20 protein-coding genes are annotated in these 19,345 nt (G+C 46.2%); 14 read left to right on the top strand and 6 right to left on the bottom strand.

Annotated features, from left to right (window positions below; genetic code table 11):
* Positions 1 to 73: 73 nt before the first annotated feature.
* From OXB_RS04230 to OXB_RS04220, 3 genes are read right to left on the bottom strand one after another with little or no spacing between them, the layout of a single operon-like run.
* Positions 74 to 1,177, bottom strand: coding sequence for a Ger(x)C family spore germination protein (locus OXB_RS04230; protein ID WP_041072171.1), 1,104 nt, complete (start codon positions 1,175 to 1,177; stop codon positions 74 to 76).
* The gene (locus OXB_RS04225; RefSeq protein ID WP_041072169.1) at positions 1,164 to 2,297 is read right to left on the bottom strand and encodes a GerAB/ArcD/ProY family transporter; all 1,134 of its coding nucleotides are present in this window, start codon (positions 2,295 to 2,297) and stop codon (positions 1,164 to 1,166) included. Before OXB_RS04225 ends, OXB_RS04230 begins: the two co-directional genes overlap by 14 nt.
* A 4-nt stretch (positions 2,298 to 2,301) precedes the next feature.
* A complete protein-coding gene (locus OXB_RS04220) occupies positions 2,302 to 3,783 on the bottom strand; it encodes a spore germination protein (RefSeq protein ID WP_144399647.1) in 1,482 nt (493 codons plus the stop codon).
* A gap of 347 nt (positions 3,784 to 4,130) precedes the next feature.
* Between OXB_RS04220 and OXB_RS04215 the strand changes: the two genes are divergently transcribed.
* From OXB_RS04215 to OXB_RS04135, 14 genes are all read left to right on the top strand, one after another.
* Positions 4,131 to 4,631 carry a hypothetical protein gene (locus tag OXB_RS04215; protein ID WP_041072168.1) on the top strand — a complete coding sequence of 167 codons (501 nt, stop codon included), beginning with the start codon at positions 4,131 to 4,133 and terminating at the stop codon, positions 4,629 to 4,631.
* Positions 4,632 to 4,647: 16 nt separating this feature from the next.
* A complete protein-coding gene (locus OXB_RS04210) occupies positions 4,648 to 4,836 on the top strand; it encodes a hypothetical protein (RefSeq protein WP_041072166.1) in 189 nt (62 codons plus the stop codon).
* Complete coding sequence (tnpB, locus tag OXB_RS04205) at positions 4,833 to 5,186, top strand: IS66 family insertion sequence element accessory protein TnpB (RefSeq protein WP_041072164.1); 354 nt, start codon at positions 4,833 to 4,835, stop codon at positions 5,184 to 5,186. Before OXB_RS04210 ends, tnpB begins: the two co-directional genes overlap by 4 nt.
* Positions 5,187 to 5,259: 73 nt before the next feature.
* Positions 5,260 to 6,819 carry an IS66 family transposase gene (tnpC, locus tag OXB_RS04200; protein WP_041072162.1) on the top strand — a complete coding sequence of 520 codons (1,560 nt, stop codon included), beginning with the start codon at positions 5,260 to 5,262 and terminating at the stop codon, positions 6,817 to 6,819.
* Positions 6,820 to 7,545: 726 nt separating this feature from the next.
* Complete coding sequence (locus OXB_RS04185) at positions 7,546 to 8,340, top strand: hypothetical protein (RefSeq protein WP_041072156.1); 795 nt, start codon at positions 7,546 to 7,548, stop codon at positions 8,338 to 8,340.
* A 12-nt stretch (positions 8,341 to 8,352) separates the two neighbouring features.
* Positions 8,353 to 9,147: a hypothetical protein gene (locus OXB_RS04180; protein WP_041072154.1), complete on the top strand. Its 795-nt coding sequence runs from the start codon at positions 8,353 to 8,355 to the stop codon at positions 9,145 to 9,147.
* A gap of 2 nt (positions 9,148 to 9,149) precedes the next feature.
* Positions 9,150 to 9,518 (top strand): GntR family transcriptional regulator, encoded by a 369-nt coding sequence (locus OXB_RS04175; protein ID WP_041076267.1) that lies wholly within the window; start codon positions 9,150 to 9,152, stop codon positions 9,516 to 9,518.
* Entirely contained in the window at positions 9,511 to 10,209 is a 699-nt protein-coding gene (locus OXB_RS04170) for an ABC transporter ATP-binding protein (protein WP_041072152.1), read from the top strand. Before OXB_RS04175 ends, OXB_RS04170 begins: the two co-directional genes overlap by 8 nt.
* On the top strand, positions 10,166 to 11,134 hold the full coding sequence (locus OXB_RS04165; protein ID WP_173426039.1) for an ABC transporter ATP-binding protein: 969 nt from the start codon (positions 10,166 to 10,168) through the stop codon (positions 11,132 to 11,134). Before OXB_RS04170 ends, OXB_RS04165 begins: the two co-directional genes overlap by 44 nt.
* Positions 11,112 to 12,047, top strand: a complete 936-nt coding sequence (locus tag OXB_RS04160) for an ABC transporter permease (protein WP_041072148.1) — start codon at positions 11,112 to 11,114, stop codon at positions 12,045 to 12,047. The genes OXB_RS04165 and OXB_RS04160 overlap by 23 nt, the downstream gene beginning before the upstream one ends.
* Positions 12,048 to 12,120: 73 nt before the next feature.
* The gene (locus tag OXB_RS04155) at positions 12,121 to 12,855 is read left to right on the top strand and encodes an ABC transporter ATP-binding protein (protein ID WP_041072146.1); all 735 of its coding nucleotides are present in this window, start codon (positions 12,121 to 12,123) and stop codon (positions 12,853 to 12,855) included.
* Positions 12,852 to 13,244, top strand: coding sequence for an ABC transporter permease (locus OXB_RS04150; RefSeq protein ID WP_052483861.1), 393 nt, complete (start codon positions 12,852 to 12,854; stop codon positions 13,242 to 13,244). The genes OXB_RS04155 and OXB_RS04150 overlap by 4 nt, the downstream gene beginning before the upstream one ends.
* 931 nt (positions 13,245 to 14,175) lie before the next feature.
* Positions 14,176 to 15,336 carry a nuclease-related domain-containing protein gene (locus OXB_RS04140; RefSeq protein ID WP_144399646.1) on the top strand — a complete coding sequence of 387 codons (1,161 nt, stop codon included), beginning with the start codon at positions 14,176 to 14,178 and terminating at the stop codon, positions 15,334 to 15,336.
* A 465-nt stretch (positions 15,337 to 15,801) separates the two neighbouring features.
* Entirely contained in the window at positions 15,802 to 17,718 is a 1,917-nt protein-coding gene (locus OXB_RS04135) for a DUF2207 domain-containing protein (RefSeq protein ID WP_041072142.1), read from the top strand.
* Positions 17,719 to 17,928: 210 nt separating this feature from the next.
* On the opposite strand, the gene mscL is transcribed toward OXB_RS04135, so the two are convergent.
* From mscL to OXB_RS04120, 3 genes are read right to left on the bottom strand one after another with little or no spacing between them, the layout of a single operon-like run.
* Positions 17,929 to 18,318: a large conductance mechanosensitive channel protein MscL gene (gene mscL / locus OXB_RS04130; protein WP_041072140.1), complete on the bottom strand. Its 390-nt coding sequence runs from the start codon at positions 18,316 to 18,318 to the stop codon at positions 17,929 to 17,931.
* An 18-nt stretch (positions 18,319 to 18,336) separates the two neighbouring features.
* Complete coding sequence (locus OXB_RS04125) at positions 18,337 to 18,666, bottom strand: MGMT family protein (protein ID WP_041072138.1); 330 nt, start codon at positions 18,664 to 18,666, stop codon at positions 18,337 to 18,339.
* The gene (locus OXB_RS04120) at positions 18,663 to 19,334 is read right to left on the bottom strand and encodes a phosphatase PAP2 family protein (protein WP_052483859.1); all 672 of its coding nucleotides are present in this window, start codon (positions 19,332 to 19,334) and stop codon (positions 18,663 to 18,665) included. The genes OXB_RS04125 and OXB_RS04120 overlap by 4 nt, the downstream gene beginning before the upstream one ends.
* Positions 19,335 to 19,345: the final 11 nt, after the last annotated feature.

Raw genomic sequence — 19,345 nt, 5'->3', positions numbered from 1 at the left:
CATTCCTAGATGCGTTATTTACAGCTACTTCTGCTATATTTTGTTTACGTTATAAGTTATTCAATAGGAAAAATTAAAGGTTTTGCCTTTTTGAATTTGCATCCGTCAAAGGATCAATATTAATTTTGTATTTTATTTTAATGTCCATCTTCTCAAACATTTCAATCCATTTTTTTTCTTCCATTGGTTTTGAGAATGGTCTTTTTGTTTGTATGCCAAGCTGTAATGGATCCACTTTCAATTCTTGCATCTTTTTAATTAGTTCATGTGTTTGTTTTTCAAGATGGATTTCGATATCTTTTTTCATATTTTCTAACTGCTTTGGGTCAAATAATTGCTTCTCTCCCCGGTATTCCTCAATCCTAGTGTCTATTTTCACGGTATAGGTCATTGTAGAATAGCTGCTATCGATATCTACTATTATTTTAGATCTAACATGACCCAGTACAACTTCAAATTCTGGAATCGGTAAAACTTCTAAGTAGTGATTGTTGTTTATCAGCTGGAAGATACGATCATCTAAAGATGAAATCGTTTCAACTAGCTTGTCATCTTGAAACAAGGCTGTACCTTCATAGTTGACCCCATCCTCTTCTATTTTGAATACAGGCAAGAAAGGATCTGAATAAGGAGTATAGAGCAAATTTTTAAATTGATGAAGATTAACGACAGTTAATTCTCCTTCGTTTTTTTCTTCATAATGCTTCAGCATTCGGTAAAACGAGTAATCAAAGTTTTCATCTTTGTCCAATTGACTTTCCAAGTATTCATCAAAATTTCCTTTTACGATAACTAAATAGATTCTCAAAGAAATATCCGGATCAGTCAATAATACATTTATAATGGACATAATCCCGTCTTTTCCAAGTTCATCACTAATTACCAGCATCCGCATTTGTCCGGATTTAATTTCCTGGTAGAAGTTTAAGTTGTACTTCTGTACTCCCTCCTTTAATAAGCTGACTTCCTGTGACATAACAAACTTATTTTCTTTACTTAGAGGAGGCATAATTGTACTGACTTTTAATTTCCCTTCATCCCCCTTACTAATTGACAAAAAAGTAACGGGAGAAATCTCTTCAATAAGGTTATTTTCGGTAAAAGGGGTACAGCCAGATAACCAAAATGTCATAAAAAGGAGTATCAATCTTTTACATATCTTTTTATATAGACACATGTTTTTTAACCCCCTGTTCTTTTTTCATTACTAAAACAATAACAAGTGGTACAAGAAAATAGCTTATGCTTCCAGCTATAATTTGAAGATTAAGTAAAAAGTTCTCCTTCTCCCAGGGTTTCCAAAATAATTCATTCAAAAGAACCATTCCGATAAAAATAAGGATTACACTGAATAATAAACCTTTTCCACTGGACGGCTTGCTCATTTTACCAAAAGCTATTTTAGATGCTCCATAAAACAATAGTAGAAATAGAGAAACCGCAAAAACTAAGTTAAATAATTCAAAGGAAAGCATGATCATATCAATTCGTTCAAACACTGGGTTTTGAAAATAACGGACCATATTAATAATTGGATATTGACTTTTACTTAAATAATTGGAACCGAAATAAAGTAGGGATGCTATAAATAGGAATACATACTCTACAACGGTGAGAGCGTTGCCGTAAGATAAATAGCGAAAGGTTTTATTGTTTGTTTTAAGCCATGGTCCCAAAAACACCAGAAATTCCGGCCCAGAATAGGAAGACAAAATTAAAAAAAAAGCTTTCCAATTTTCTACTTTCCACTCCATTGGAATAAGTGGATACAAATCACTAAGTTGAGCTATTGGGGGAAAGAAGAAAAAAACGAAAAATGTGATCATCCAAAATGTACAGAAAAAAGAAATCAACACAAAACGAATGGTATGTTCAATGCCCTTACCTGCGACATAAAAACAGAACAACAAAATAAAAAAGACAAGAAAATTTGTATCTGTTGATGGAAGTATAAATGTTTGAACAATTTCGCTGAATCCTAAGGTTATGACGGAAAGTTTAAGTAGAATAAAGAACAACCCGATGAAAGAGAGAAATCGCACCATTTTTTTCCCGAACAATTGGACAAATCCATTATATCCATTGCTAGATAACCGGGTTAAAAGCCACTTAGATAAAAGAAGAAGGTTTAGTTGGGATAATATCCCGACAGCTATAAGCACCCAAATCATATATGGATTGATCAAGATGTTTGGCATAATCAGAAAAAAGTATAGCATTTGGAGGCGATTTACCAACAACATGGCATAGAGCCCATTATAAGTTTCATTCTTTTTAAATAATTGGTGGGTTTCCATTAAGTCATCTCCTAGTTTTATATCTCTTCAGTTTTAGAGGTTTAAGATGCTTTGGACGCTCCAACATTTTGTCTAATGGCCCTCGTATGAATAAGTCAATCCAATCCTTTCCGAAGAAGGGGGAAACTGGTGAAAAATAGGGTTGCTTGATTGAAGACAAGCTATTAAGATGGGCCAAAATGGCAATGATCCCCAGTGCGATCCCAATTATCCCAAATAAAGAAGAAAAAACAAGAAGCATCAATTGAATGAATGAATTTGCTTTTGTCATAAGGTAATTGGGAATAAGAAAGGAAGCTATCGTCGAGATCCCAACCATGACAATTAATACGTTGCTAGCGAATCCAGCCTCAACAGCTGCTTGACCAATCACAATACCACCAATAACCCCAAGTGTTTGACCTGTTTTTGTAGGCATCCTTAAACTGGCTTCTTTTATGATTTCAATAAAAATTAACATGATAAATGCTTCCCAAAAAGGAGTGAAAGGAAGCTTGCTCCTTGAGTCGACCAAGACTAGAAGTGTTTGTATAGGAATCATTTGATAGTGATGAGTTGTCAATGCCACATAGAAAGGAATCAATGTGATTGACAGAATGAAACTGATATATCGGAGGATTCGCAAAAAACTGGAAACTACCCATCGATTAATATAGTCCTCGGGTGATTGGAACAAATGGAAAAAAGTAATGGGTGCAACAAGAGCAAATGGTGTATTGTCTACCAGAAGGGTGATCTTTCCTAATCCCAGAGAATAAGCAACTACATCAGGCCGGTCAGTTTGCTGTAACTGAGGAAAAATACTGTTTTGATTTTCCTCCATGAATGCCGCAATTTGAGAAGAGTCAAAGAAGAGATCAAAATTAATTTCAGAAATCTTCTCTTTGACTGTTGAAACAAAATCAGGATTAGTCAACCCCTCTATGTACATTAAAACAACACTTGTCTCACTCATAGAACCGACAGTAAACTTCTCTGCTTTCAGTTCATGTATGGGGAGTCGTCTTCGAATAAGCGTAATATTTTGTTCTATTTGTTCACTAAAGCTGTCCTTCGCTCCGAACAAGATGGTTTCTGTTTCGGAAGTTTCAATGGCACGTCCAATAGGATTTTGTAATGGCACAGCTAACCAAAGGTTTTGAGAAGAATCAAATAACAAAATGGACCCTGAAAACAACTGTTTTTTTGCCTCTATAAAAATAGGAATGTGAATAATTGAGGAATTCACAATGCAATCTTGAAGAACAGGTTTGGAACAATTAGTTAAAGGTTTTATAATGCTTTCATTTAATTTTTCTTGGTCAATAAGAGTTCGTATGTAAACAAGATGAATTTTTCGAATATCGGAAATGTCAATTTCGACAAATTCTGCATCATCCATTTGAACGAGGCCTTTTTTCAGAGCTTCTATCGATAATTCTGATTCAGCTATTGATTGAGCAGCAAGCTTACTTTCAATTTGTTTTTTTTTCCTAAACATGTACATCCCACCCCTCTAGTCTTACTTAAATATTCATACACATTATTAGCAATTTAATATTAAAATATACATAACACGTAGAGGAGCATAACGACCCAAGAATTGTTAACCATACATATGCCAAAAATAAAATAATTATCTAAAATGATGCCAAAAGTTAAAGAGTTAAAGATAAACCCAATTCAATCAATCTAATACTTATAATTTGAGTGGATATAAAAATCAAATGCGTTGAAAGGGTTGATATTACTGTACTGGCAAAAATATCGCTAAGTAAACGGCGAAGAAATAATTAAAATCACACCGGGAAGCGAAAAAATGAACAATCCCGATTTCACCTATATCGAGGAGGAATGGAAGATTTCCTGAAAGAGAAAGCGGCGTGGATCCGGCAACATGGTTCAGTGGCACAGCGGACGCTGCAAAAGATTGCCGATGATCGGGTGCGGCTCCGTTCGTTGCTCCGGGAAATCGAAGAAGCTTTCGATTATGGGAAAATCGCGGTCCATGCATTGGACAAAGCGATGGATAAGCTAGGTTCCGCCGAAGGGATGTCGATATGGGATACGTTCCTAGGCGGCGGCTTGGTCGTCTCCGCACTTAAATATTCAGAAATGAACAGCTCGGAAGACTTGATCCATCAAGCGCAACGGGCATTGCGCCATTATCGGACCGAGCTGATGGATGTCCAAAATATTGCAGCTGAATCCTTCACAATCAGTCAAAATGACATCTTTACGTTCACAGATCTCTTCTTTGACAATATCTTCTCCGACTGGACGATCGTAAGCCCCCAATCAAACAACGCATATTTTTACAAAGCATCTTCTAGTATGATCAAGGTATCAACTTGAAGGAGGTGCTTTCCCCATGCCACAAAAACCTTTGACCATCGTCCCCGTTACACTGTATCCCGCATCAAATGACAGCCTACCGGCCGTTTCTTCCAAGTCCCCCGGCTCATGTACCGTCCATTTCGGTCATGCCGAAGTCACCTTCCAGAATGGTGTGGAGGATCGCCTCATCCAGACCGTCATAAGGGAGCTGATCAACCGATGAGGCAGGACTACACCCAAGTCCAAAATATCTATATCATTTGCGGGAAGACCGATATGCGAAAAGGGATTGATGGATTGGCTACACTGATCCAAGATTCCTTCGAGCTGGATCCCTATAGCGATTCCATCTTCCTGTTCGCCGGTTGGAAGAAGGACCGATACAAATGTCTGTATTTCGACGGCGACGGCTTCGCGATGCTGTATAAGCGGCTGGACAGCGGAAAGCTTCAATGGCCAAGAAATGAACAGGAAGTAAAGAATCTGACCCAGCAGGAGCTTCGCTGGCTGCTCGAAGGTTTGTCCATTCAACAGCCGAAAGCGATTCAGCCATCGCTGAAAGGCGCGTTCTAATATTCATCTTTCATCCGCTCCTCGAACCCGTTATAATAGAAGAAATAAAACGGAACGGAAAGTGGTGAGCGATATGGCAAACGAATCTTCAACCGAAAAGGTCATTCAATTATTGGAGGAGCAATTGGCCGTTTCGAATCAGCAGAACCAAAAGCTCAGCCGCCAGATTGAATCGCTCACCCAACAAGTGCAGAATCTGACCAAGCTTTTGTACGGATCCAAGACGGAGAAATCCAAATACAATGCGCCCGACGGGCAAGGATCCCTGTTTGAGGATGATTCGTCTTTTCCTGACTCTGAGCACACAGAGGAACAAAGCCAACAGACGATTTCCTACACTGTTGTCCGGAAAGCCCAACGGAAAAAGCGGAATGATATTCTGCGGGAAGACATCGAAACGGAAGTCATCCATCATCATCCGGAACACACCGAATGCGCCTGCTGCCATCGTCAAATGACGGAGATCGGTGGGACCATTGTGCGGGAAGAAGCCCTATTCATCCCGGCGACAATGAAAAAAGTACAGCATATGGAACACGCCTATGAATGTATCCACTGTAAAAACGATGTATCCCTACCTGCACAAATCGTCCGCGGCAAGGCGCCTCAGCCGGCCATTCAACGGAGCATCGCAGGTCCCAGCGTATTGGCCAAAGCCATCTACGATAAATTCATCCAATACCTGCCCCTTTACCGGCAGGTAAAGGAATGGGAACGCTACGGACTGATGACCAACGACAAGAACCTGTCCAATTGGGTGATCTCCGTAGCGGATAAATGGTTGTCGCCTATATACGAGCGGATGAAAGATCTGTTGACGTGCAAAAACGTTCTTCATGTCGATGAAACATACGCTCAAGTCATTCTCAGGTCGGATGGGAAATCTGGTCAGTCGAAAGCCTATAATTGGGTGTGTCGGACTGTACCGAGTCAAGGACCTGTCATGGTCCTTTTTCAGAGTTCCCTATCTCGTTCTCGTGAAGTGCTCAAAAACTTCATTCAGGGATACAAAGGGACCATCATTTGTGATGGTTATTCTGCTTATGGCAATCTGGAAGGTATTACATTCTCCCACTGTTGGGCACACGTGCGCCGGTATTGGCTCAAGGCCGACAGCAAGAATGGCCGAATGGGCGTGGAGTATTGCGACCGCCTTTATCATCTGGAGCGGAAGTTCAGGAATTTGCCTCCGGGCAAACGACGAAAGGCGCGGAACAAGCACTCCAAACCAATTGTCGAGGAATTCCTTCAGTGGGTAGAGCAATCTCCTTTCTATGGGAAAAGTGCGCTTGCGACAGCAGCGGAGTATACACTGAACCGGGCGGAAGGGCTACGGGCATTCCTGAAGGACGGCCGGCTCGAGATCGACAACAATCCCGCTGAGAATGCCATCCGACCGAACGTCATCGGACGTAAAAATTGGTTATTCTCCGTGAGTGAAGCGGGTGCGCAAGCGAATGCCATCTGCCTATCTCTTGCCGAAACAGCGAAGATCCATGGAATTGATTTTTACACCTATCTGCAAAAGCTGTTTACTGAGCTACCGAATTTGAACTTTCAGCAGGACCCCGACCTGTTGGACAATTATTTGCCTTGGTCAAAGACCATCCGTCTTTCATGCGGAAGAAAATAGCCCTGCATTCGAAAAAACTCGAATGCCAGGGCTATTTGTGCTGTGCGCCTCATGGGCGTTCTTTTTATATTTCGGGCTTACGGACGATCCATTCCCGGATCACCGATGCGCAGAATCAAGTGCAGAATGTACTTCGGGATGTACGGCGAGTGCAGGACCAGTTGGCCAGGAAACGCGATGAAGCACAAGAGGAACTGGGCCGACTCGACCAGCAGGAGAAGGATATTATTGTTTCTTGATCGAGGAAGTCGCCTACCTGGACCGTATTTGAAAAACGGGAGCTCCTGTCAATCGGGAGTCCCACTCAAACTTCATAGCTAGCTTCTTCAATACGAATCCTTAATTCGTCCAGCGCATCCAAGCTTCACCGGGATGCGTTTTTTGTTACTTAGGAAATTATAAAATTCGGGCATGTGGATAACCTTCAAAATTAGGTTTGTTTACGTCCAGCTCCGGGCGCTAGAGGCTCGGGGTCATAAGCCAAAGCTGCTCGTAGCGTGCCTTAATTTCTGCAAAGTACGCAGAAATACGGCAAATCGAACCCTTCGCTGTTCGATTGGCAAAAAGCGCCACGCCGCATCTTCGTCTTATGCCTGTCGCCTCTGAGCAAGCGCCCTGCGCTTTTGTTCTGTTGTTTATATGTTCATATACATTCATCCTTTACACATCCTGCGCATATAGTGTACTATATAACTAGCGCACCGATACAGAAGGGGGTTTTCCACGTTGAAGCAGTGGAACGGGTTGTTGAAGAAAGAGTGGATTTTGATGAAGTGGCCGTTGCTTGCAATGGTCATTATAGGCATTGCCGTCCTGACGGTTTTTCCGTTTTTATTCATTCGGACATTCGGTTTGGATGTTCATTTCTATGAAATTACGTTGGTCATGAGTTTTCTTTGGGCGCTTGCTGGTACTCTGGTCCCGGTGGGAACGTTGCTTGTTTTGTTGGAGCGGGAGATGAAGCGGCCTGATGTATGGCTGCATTCAACGGTATCGATTTTTAAGTTGATTGGATCCAAAATGGCTTTTGCTGTACTGATTGGTATTATCAGTTTCTTAATACCGACTTTGGTATTGGCCATCGAATACAATTTTGTCTACTTGCCGATTTTTGTGATGGGCGATATGTTCCGTTTCGGCGTCTGGTTTTTGATCACATTGTTTTACGCATCCGTCGCCGTCATGGGCTTTGGATTTTTCTTATGGGTGCTGTACCGATTGTTGAAACAAGTGATCAGAGGGTTTGCGGTGCCGGCGACTCTCTTGCTATTCGTCTTCTTTATATGGCTGGCGGCCCGTGTCGGACAAACGGAACTGTATGAGCGGATCGTGCAGGTCGGTAAAGTGGATTTATCGAAAGTGGCAACTCTTCAGACACCAGCCGGGGAATCATATGAATCCGGCCATTCCTTGTTTTATACAGCGGAGTTCTACACTGGGGAACTCGTGTTAGACGTCCTGCTCATGTTGGCAATGTTCATCGGTGGAGCCGTCTTGTTCGAGAAGAAAATACGGTTATGAGGAGGTTAGAAGATGAAAAGCTGGCGGGGGTTGATATGGAAAGAGTGGTTGCTGCTCCGATGGGGAGTAGGTCTTATCGCGGTCCTATCCTTTTTTGTGATACTAGGCGGGCCTCTAGCGATTCAGAAGCTGTTAGGTGTCCCGGGGAGTTACTTCAGTCATGCTCTAGTTTTTGGGGGAACTTGGATTGTCCTTCATTTGTTTGTTGGACTGTTCCTCCTTTTTACGAGTTTGGGAAATGAAATGAAACAGCCGGAAATTTGGCTTCATTCTCCTGTCCCGATGGCCGGGCTTGTTGGAGCGAAAGTGGCGTTCGCTTCAATTGTTACGACCGCTTCCCTGTTGTGGAATGGTCTGTTGCTCGGAATCGCCTTTTATGTATCGGAAGGGGGCGGTACGATTCCATTTGAGGAAGGGGTCCTTCCATTGCTCAGTGTGATGGTTGCCCTGTTTCTCCGCTCCCTCTTTGTCATGGGACTCGGCTTTTTCTTCTGGTCTGTCTATCAAGTATTGCATTCGCGGATTGGTAAATTCCTAGGCGCAACAGCTTCTTATATAATCTTCTTCCTAAGTACGATCTTATGGGAGAAGGTTCGGGTCTCGGGGATCCTTGACTCGTTGAAGGCGTTTGGACCGGTCAAATGGACGGATGCAGCCTTCTTCAATGAATCTGACAGTTATTTCTTCATGGGCATTGTTCCGGAAGGCGTTGTCTTCACAATCGGCGGGTTGCTGGTCTATGGTGCGGTGACCGTTGTCCTATTCATGGCCGGCGGGGTTTTATTTGAAAAGAAAGTGAGGTTATGACGATGGGCATTGAATTTCTACCTGATAAACCGATTTATCAACAGCTCATCGATCGCATTATCGGCGAAATTATCCGAGGCACTTTGCAACCAGGAGAGAAATTGCCTTCCGTCCGTGATTATGCAGTGGAGGCCGGGGTCAATGCCAATACGATGCAGCGTGTGTATAAGGAGTTGGAGCAAATGGAAATCACCGAAACGAGAAGGGGCCAAGGGTCGTTTGTGACGGAAGATGAAACGAAAATTGCGAAGGTCCGGGATGCGATGAAGGATCAATTGATCACGTCCTTCATCCAAAGTGTGGAGGCGTTCGGCTTTACGACGGATGAAATGATCCATCATTTACAAGAGCGGGGTGGGAACGATGATTGAGCTGAAAAACGTGTCGAAAAAGTATGGTAGCCGCAGGGCGCTCGACGATTTGACGCTTGCGCTGCCGAAGGGGAAAATCGTCGGATTGGTCGGGGAAAACGGTAGTGGCAAGACGACGTTATTGAAACTCATCGCAGGGCTGTTGACGCCGAATTCCGGCAGTGCCGAGTGCAATGGTGAAAAAATTACGCGGCGAATTGCCTCTTCCGTAGCGTATATGCCGGATGCGGATTTATTTTATCCCTATTTGACGGTGGGGCAGTTGTTTGAGTTTTATGAGTCGCAATTCGCCGATTTCAATCCGGTCAAGGCGAAAGAAATGGCCCAGTTTTTAAATATCGGGCTGGATTCGAAAATGAAGAACTTGTCCAAGGGAAATCGTGGTCGTGTGAAAATTGCGGTGACGCTTGCACGGGAGGCTGACTACTATTTGCTGGATGAGCCGTTTTCGGGACTGGACCCGATGGTGCGGGAGGATATTTCCAAGGGGCTGATCCGCTTCACAGATACGGAACGGCAAACGATTGTCATGTCCACACATGAGTTGAAGGAAGTGGAACCATTGCTCGATGAAATTGTCGTGTTACGCGGGGGCCGCCTGCTTGCGCATGAGTCGGTTGATGAAATCCGTGATGTCCATGGAATGGATGCGACCGCTTGGATGGTATCGCTGTTTAGGGAGGGAAAGTGAAGTGGAAACGAAACCGATTGTAGAGTTGCGCGGATTATCGAAATCAATCCGCTCGAAGAAACTGGTCGATGATTTGAACTTGGCGCTATATCCGGGTCAGATCACCGGATTTCTCGGGCCCAATGGTGCGGGGAAAACGACGACGATCCGGATGATGGTCGGTTTGATGAAACCTTCAGGCGGAGATGTGGTGATCGATGGGGTGTCGCTGGCAGAGTCATTCGAAGAAGGGATGGGGAAAGTCGGGGTCATCGTCGAAAATCCCGAGATGTACGGATATCTGTCCGGCTATAAGAATTTGCTCCATTTTGCCCGGATGCACAAGGGTGTGGCGAAGGAGCGGATTACGGAAGTCGTCAGTCAGGTTGGACTGCAAAACCGAATTCACGAGAAAGTGTCCACATATTCTCTCGGGATGCGCCAACGTTTAGGTTTAGCCCAGGCATTGCTGCACCGCCCGCGGTTTTTAATATTGGATGAGCCGACGAACGGGTTGGATCCTGCGGGTATCCGCGAGTTCCGGACGTATTTGCGGGAGATCGCGGAGAAGGATGGGATTTCCGTGTTCGTATCGAGCCATATGCTGTCGGAAATCGAGCTCATGTGCGACCGGATTGCCGTCATCCAGAATGGTCGATTGATTGATATCCGCAATATGGAGGAGTCGAATGAAAGCCATTACTATATAGAAGCATTTCCGGTGGATTCTGCGGAACGCTTGTTGGTGGAGGAAGGATTTACGGTGGAACGTTATAAGGAAGGATTGACGTTTGCCGCGGAGAAGATGCAGATTCCCGGGCTGATTCAGCAGTGCATGGAGAAGGGGCTTCGGTTATTCGAAGTACAGCCGTTCCGCAAGACATTGGAAGATCAATTTTTGGAAATGACGGGAGGTGGGCAGATTGCTGAAGCTTGTACAAAATGAATGGATGAAATGTTGGGCAAGGAAAGGGACCTGGGTCATGGCCGGATTGTTGGTCGTTCTCGTCGCGGGGATGCTTGGTTTGACGAAATGGGTTGCATCTTCGGAAGGAACGGAGGATTGGCGGTCAGCGGTACAGGAAGAATTGGCGGGAGTTCAGGAATTGGCACAGGATCCGACCCTGACAGCCGGTGAAAAGGAGCAATTGATGGGGGAAGAGAAGGTGTTGGAGTATCGGCTCGCCCACGATATCGCTCCGATTGACTCTAATAGCCGGGAGGGCATCATCATGGATTCCGCCGGCATCGGATCCATAGCGGTCCTTTTTACAGTCATTGTGGCAGCGGGCATTGTCGCTTCGGAATTTTCACAGGGAACGATTAAAATGCTGCTCTCCCGTCCTGTCAAACGGTGGAAAGTGTTGACGTCAAAATATGTGGCGGTCGTGGCCTTCGGGATTTTATTGATGTTTATCGGGTTTGCGATATCGATTATCGGGGCGTACATCTTATTCCCGTCGGGGGGCGGCCAGGAGCTTGTTTGGAATGGACAGGAAGTCGTGACAGCTTCGATTTGGGGCAAAGGCTTATATTTATTGCTTTTGTCCTTCGCGAATGTGTTCATCATCGCCACCTTCTCTTTCATGATCGGCAGCGTGTTCCGTTCCAGTTCTCTCGCTATCGGGTTGTCCCTGTTTATTTACTTTATGGGATCCACCGTCGTTGTCCTGCTGTCCAAATACGAATTCGTGAAATATATCGTGTTCACTCATATGGATCTGACTATGTATGAGACAGGTTACCAAATCGTGGAGGGGATTACGTTGCCTTTCTCTTTGGCAGTGCTTGCAGTGTATCTCGTACTGTTCCTGGTCATCAGCTATTCGACCTTTACCCGGCGGGATGTGGCGGCTTGAATGGGTGCTGAATGAAGAATAGTAATGTTATGCTATAATCCTCGTATTCTTACAAAGAACAGAGGAGAATGAAATGGAATTTGCGTCCGATGAGCCGGCATTGCAGCTTCGGGACGTTTCCTATTCAACAGAGGGTATCGATATTTTACGAGGGGTGACAGGTCCTTTCCGGCGCGGGGAGATTACCACCCTGGTCGGTCCTTCCGGCGCGGGAAAAACGACTTTGCTGAAACTATGCAATGGGTTGGTGAGCCCGACTGGCGGGAACATTTACGTGGAGGGACGGGAGATTACCCATTTTTCGCCTACGGAACTTCGGCGCCATGTCGGGATTGTGTTGCAAAACTCGCCTATGACAACAGACAGCGTGTTGGATAATATAGCGTTGCCCCTTCGATTAAAAGGCAAGGAGCTTTCGGCGGAAGAAGCGGTAGATGTGCTCGAGCAGGTTGGCTTGGATCCCGATTTTATCCATCGCGATGCAAATGGCCTTTCGGGAGGACAGCGGCAGAAAGTGTCGATTGCTCGGACTTTGCTCAATGATCCCCAAATTCTCTTGCTGGATGAAATCACGTCGGCTTTGGACCCATCGTCGGTACGTGAAATCGAGGCATTGATCCGCAAGCTGAATACGGAAAGAGGAATCACGGTCATTTGGATTACGCATAATTTCGAACAGGCCAAACGGATGGCCCATTCGGTTTGGGTAATGGTCCGGGGAGAACTTGTGCAGACGGGTGAAATTTCGCTATTGGAGAAATCCAGCAATCCGATGGTGGACCGTTTTGTAAACGGGGTGTCCGAATGACTCCGTTGGCATTGGCGCTCACCTTGGTATTTGTCCTGATTCCATTGGCTTTATCCAAAACGCTCGGTTTGCGGCTGGAACGGGATACGATGATCGCGACAATCCGTTCCATCGTGCAATTATTGCTAGTCGGGTTCGTCCTGCAATTCGTATTCGACTCGGAAAGTTATTTATTCATCGTGCTGATGGTTGCCTTGATGATTGCCGCGGCTGTGCAGAACGCCCGCAAGAAAGGGGGAGGCATCCGGGGCATTACATGGAAGTTGGCTGTGACCTTTGTTGCGATTGAGCTGCTGACGACGGCCGCCACGAGGAGCGTCTGTCTCGGCTTCTTATCCTATCCATCTCTTTTCAATGAGAGGATGCAACTGATCCGCCTGGGCCGATAGGCCGTTCCAACGAAAAAAGCCCTCCATTGTGGGGGGGCTTTTTTCGTTGGCTCAATTATTTGAACTGAATGTACGAACGAGACCTAAAATTGTGCCGATTCCAATAAATGCGAACAAGAAATACATGATGTATAAGAACCACATACTGAACGTCACTCCTTTTATACAGAATCCTCTTTCCATTGTAGCACCTAACTGATGGCGAGGCAATGCTGCACGGGCGGGGAGCGGCGGAATTGTGGCGGAATGGTTGCGGAGGTCGCGAGTGAACTGGCGAGTGCAAGCAAATCCAGGTGGGGCGCAAGGAACTGTTGCTCCAGTGCAAGCACCCTGTGAGTGAGTGCAAGGAATCGGGGGTGGAGTGCAAGCAAAATGGAGAAAGCAAGCAAATCTAAGTGGAGCGCAAGGAACCGTGGCTCCAGTGCAAGCACCCTGGGAGTGAGTGCAAGGAATCGGGGGTGGAGTGCAAGCAAAATGGAGAAAGCAAGCAAATCTAAGTGGAGCGCAAGGAACCGTGGCTCCAGTGCAAGCACCCTGGGAGTGAGTGCAAGGAATCGGGGGTGGAGTGCAAGCAAAATGGAGAAAGCAAGCAAATCTAAGTGGAGCGCAAGGAACCGTGGCTCCAGTGCAAGCACCCGGGCGTGGAGTGCAAGCAAAATAGGGAAAGCAAGCAAATCCAGGTGTAGCGCAAGGAACCGTGGCTCCAGTGCAAGCACCCTGTGAGTGAGTGCAAGGAACCGGGCGTGGAGTGCAAGGAAAATAGGGAAAGCAAGCAAATCCAGGTGTAGCGCAAGGAACCGTGGCTCCAGTGCAAGCACCCTGTGAGTGAGTGCAAGGAACCGGGCGTGGAGTGCAAGGAATTATTAGTTGAATACAAGAAATCGCAATCTGTAAACGAAAAAGTTTTATAAAAACTAGTCAAAATCAGAATTTGAAGGAGTTAAAGAACGGTTTAGCTATCCAAAATCGTATTTTGCCGCTTAATAAGGGGGATTTGATGACAAAAATGGGATCAAATTATAACTTTCTATTTCCATATGGTTTCCAATTGAAGTCTGTGTTACGCTCAGCAGAGGAGGTGAATGGACAGTTGATAGTCAAAAAAAGGTCTGTTCCATACAATTTAATCGGAATGCATGCTATGCAGGAGAGGATTTTACCCACCCACCCATTTGCAGAGAAGCTTAAAGAGCGGATCCGGATTGCTCAAGCTGGTACAAATGGTGAAAAGGTCGTGGATCAAATCTTTTTGAAGTATCAATTTGGTTTCGAGCATTATATATTCCACGACTTGAATTTAACTTCAACCGGAAAATTTCAACTGGACACGCTGTTTCTTTCTCCTCAAGGTGTTTACATCTTGGAAATTAAAAATATTGCGGGCCGTATTCATTTTCCAAATGAGTGGAATCAAATGGTCCGTGTCCTGGATAACGGTCAAACGGATGCTTTCGAGTGCCCCTCCGTCCAGCTGGAGCGGAATTGTTTTCTATTGGAAGATTGGTTTCATTCCAGAAATCTTTCTGTTCCGATTACAGGCGCTGTCGTCTTCACTCAATCCAGGCAGTTGATCGAGAATTCCCGGCCTCGTTTGACCATGCTTTTCCCATATGAGCTTCCAAATGTTCTCCGAAAACGAGAGCAAAAGCCCCCCATCTTAGATAGTAAAACCTTATCAGTGATAGTACATGAACTATCGAGTGCACACCAGGATTTCAATCCATTTCCACTATGTAACACGATGAATATAAGTCCACTTGATATAAAAAGTGGTGTTCAATGCGAGAATTGCGGGATGCTTGGCATGGATAAAATATTCCGTGGCTGGATTTGTCCGGGTTGTCACCATGTTAGTAAACGAGCGCATCAGCGGACTATCCAGGATTGGTTCATGCTGGTAAGTGAAACTATGACAAATCGGGAGTGTCGGGAATTTCTCCATGTATCAGCGAACTATACTGCTGCCCGATTGCTCGGCGAGTTGCCTCTTGAACCAGAAGGGATGAGCAGGGGGAGATTTTATCGTTTTCCCTTAAATCTGATGAAAGAGGATTATGAGAAAAGCCCTGATTCGCAAGGAACGCTCCACTGAGTGCACGAACCTGCCATCCGAGTGCAAGGAATCCCTGGTTGAGTGCAAGCAAAGGCGTTGGGAGTGCAATAAAACCGTCTGCCTAGCGTAAAATCTAACGCCCTGCAAGGAACGCTCCACTGAGTGCACGAACCTGCCATCCGAATGCAAGGAATCCTTGGTTGAGTGCAAGCAAAGGTGTTGGGAGTGCAATAAAACCGTCTGCCTAGCGTAAAATCTAACGCCCTGCAAGGAACGCTCCACTGAGTGCACGAAACTGCCATCCGAGTGCAAGGAATCCCTGGTTGAGTGCAACGAATCCTGCTGGGAGTGCAATGAACCATCTTCTGGGTGCAAGCAAAACCATTTCGGCCATCCCATGACCATTTCACCACTCACCCCTGTCTTTCCGCTCTATTTCCGCTTGCCATGAAACCGTCCGCTGGCTCCAGCCGTATACGTAGCAACAGAAATGGGGGTGTTAGGATGAGAAACGTGGTAGGGGTTCTTCTGGCAATCCTGTTTTTCATGCTGCCGGCTCCTCTCGTGGAGGCGAAGTCTTATACGATTGATCAGGTGCAGATTAAAGGATGGCTTCAGCCGAACGGGGATATGGTCGTCAATGAAATCTTCACGTATACGTTCGACGGCGAGTTCACGCAGCTGCATCGATCCTTCCCGCAGAGGCATAATTCGCAAGTCGATACGTTCGAAGCTTATTTGCTTGATCGCAACGATGCTGTTGTCGGCGAGGTGACGAATGAGATGTTGACGCCGGCTGCCGTGACGCAAGAGGGCTTGACCCGGACGACGGCCGTCCAAGCGAAGGATCAAACGATTTCTGTCCTCTACATCTATTATTTGCGAAATGCGGTGCAATCCACCGATACATATAGTGATCTCAATCTCACTTTTTTCGAAGAGGGCTCGAATCATGATGAAGATATTCAAAATATTAGCATTGCGTACGTTCTGCCCGGTGCTGTAGGCGAATCCAACATCCATGGGTTTATGTACGATCGAAACGGAGGAGTGAGCCATCTGTATGAGGATGGCATCATCTTTGAAACGCCAGCGTCCGAGGCCCGAACCTTAACGGCGACGCGGGTTCTATTTCCTTCGAGCATTATGACGGAGCAGCAAAAGTCAGCAGAATCGCAGTCCTTTGAAAAGGTCGTTGCCGAGGAAACGCAGAACTGGGAGGCCTATCAGAAGAGGTTGGCCCGTACCCCGACGATTAAAATGATGGTCAAAGGAGGAGCCATTTTCTTCGCCCTCCTCGCTGCTTTGTTCTTATTCATGCGCCAGCGCCGGGTCGTGCCGTTCGGCAGCATCGATTTCGTTCTTCAAACCGATCCCGTCTATCTAGCATATATCGATCGGAATGGTGCCTATCAATCGAGGAATTTCTTGGCGGGACTGCTCTCTTTGGCGGAAAAAGGCCATGTGAAAATCATGACGGAACCATCCGCAGAACGGTTTAAGAGACATCCTTCCGCCCCGGAAAAAACCCTTGCCTTCCAATTGGTGCCGAGTACGCAACCATTGCTGCCTCATGAGAAGACCTTGGTAGCTTGGTTATTTAAAAGCGGTTTGAAAAATAGGACGTTCCATTTGCAAGATATCGCAGGGCAGGCAAAAGGGGAGAAAGAGCGGAAAATGATGTATTTGCGTCGCTATTATACCTTTGATAAAAATCATCGTATTTGGCACGAGGAAGTCCGGACCCTTCTTGAAGAGGCGGGTACGTTGTCCAATAAACTCCCGACTGTTCTTGGTTGGATTACATTTATCCTTACCGCAATACTGATGTCATCGGCTTTTTATGTGAACAATCCAAGCACCTGGAACTTTGTGCTTCCGGCCATTCTCTTAGCTATGGCCCTTGCTGGATTTAGAAAAAATCGTCTTGTTCCGATTTTTTATTTTGGTGTGTTGTTTTTCCTCTCGCGGGAATGGGCACCGAGCGATCTGCAAAATGCGACCTTATTCCTTCTCTTGTCAGGGGCGATTTTTATTGGCAGCCTTTCCGATTCCCTCATTGTTTCAAAGAGTGGCCTGCATGCAAAAATTAGCATCCGAAAATTCCAAGCGAGCCTATCCAAAGGATTACCATCCCATCTTTCGGAAGAGGACCAGAATCGCTGGCTGGCACGTGCGTATTTATTGAATAAAGAGAAGAGGACACTTCCGAAGCTCAATGCGTCCGTCTTACCCGCCGTTCCTATGGCCACTTTGTTCGCTTTGGAAGAAGACCCGATGCAGTTCATACGTTCCACTTGGGACTCGATGAATATCCCGACGGGTGGCGGGTCCAGTGGCGGTACATCCGACTATGGCGGCGGCAGTTACAGTGGAGGCGGAGGTGGAGATGGCGGAGGAGGCGGCGCAGGAGCGGATTGAACAAAAAGGGGCTGTCTAGAAAGTGGATTTTCCGGTTAAACACGCAAAAAGCAAGGGCTCTGGTCGCTTTCCGCGGGCCAGCCGACGAGCCTCCTCCGGCTTACAGCCGTGCGGGGTCTCGTCGGCCGGCTTTCCCGCAGGAGTCTCCCGGCGCCCTTGCTTTTTGCTAGTATCCAACTCTGTTCCTGGACTTTTCGGACAGCCCCTTTGTCATGCGCGCCGTTCTTCTTTTAATAGATCACGGATTTCCTCAAGGAGGACTTCTGTCTTATCCACTACCACTTCTTCTTCTTCTTCTTCTTTGACTTCCTCTTTCCGCTTAAATTTCAGCAGGAGGCGGATGACGAGGAAAATCGAAAAGGCGACCAGAAGAAAATCGATGATCGATTGAAGGAACAATCCGTATGTAATGTTGACTCCCCCGATTTCCTGATGAAGTTTGGAAACGTCGATCTTCCCGGTCACCGCACCGATGATAGGCGTGATGATGTTTTCCACGAGGGAGGTCACGATTTTACTGAAAGCTGCTCCGATTACAACAGCAATCGCCAGATCGAAGACGTTGCCTTTGAAGGCAAATTCCTTAAATTCTTTCCACATATTTTTCTTCCCTTTCTTTTAAAATTCTTCCGTGTCAGGTGGAAACCAGCGGTACACCGCCAGATCCACTTTCCCATCCGGCGTAAAGCGGATTCCTTCCGTCTCCAGCAAATCCTGCTGACGGGCCCCTTTTGCCTCGGCATCCGGGGGAAATGAAATCCCACCTTGCGCATTGATGATCCGATGCCATGGCAAGTCATACTTGGCGCTCATTGAATGCAGGATGCGCGCTACTTGACGGGCCCCCCGGCGATTTCCGGCGGAGGCTGCCACTTGTCCGTATGTCATGACATAGCCTGCTGGAATGTCCCGGATGATTTGAATAACACGTTCAGTAAATGGGCTCATGACGGATTTTCGGCCTCCTGTTGTCGGACTTTTATCCTTTTTCGTTCGTACGCTCCATAAAAAACGGACGAGATGATGAACCAGATGGCGCTGATGCTCATTCCGGCTACCACATCACTTGGATAATGGACTCCGAGATAAATGCGGCTCGCCCCGATGGATACCATCATGGCGCCGGCAAGGAACAGGACAAAGATGCGTCCGCTCGACTTTTTGATAGCTTTCCATGAAAGGTATGCCAAGACGCCGTATAAGCTGACCGCCAACATGGCATGTCCGCTCGGGAAGCTGTAGCCTCCGATTTCCGCAAGGCGGTGCAGAGTCGGGCGCTCCCTCTGGAAGATGATTTTCAAGATTTGATTCAAAGCTCCGCTTCCAATAACGACGACCAACACGAAAAGGGCTTGCTCCCGGCGGTTCCCGAAAAAGAGGGCAATCGCGAGGAGGATGGCAAGAGAAACGACTACGGAACCAGATCCGATGGTGGCCAAGAAGTTGGCCCATTTCGTCAGCCACGGTTCTTCCACTCCTTGGATGAGGGCTATGATCGGGCTGTCGAAAGAGCCGATCGTATTTCGGCTGATGGCCATTGCCAGGTAAGCAAACAGTCCAAGGAGCGGAATGCATGAAAGCAACGCCCCTACATGGCGCGAATCAGATGTACGCAATGAAAACCCTT

It is taken from the genome of Bacillus sp. OxB-1 (assembly GCF_000829195.1).
In the GTDB taxonomy this organism is placed as follows: Bacteria; Bacillota; Bacilli; order Bacillales_A; family Planococcaceae; genus Sporosarcina.
This window is presented reverse-complemented; position numbering and strand designations above follow the sequence as displayed.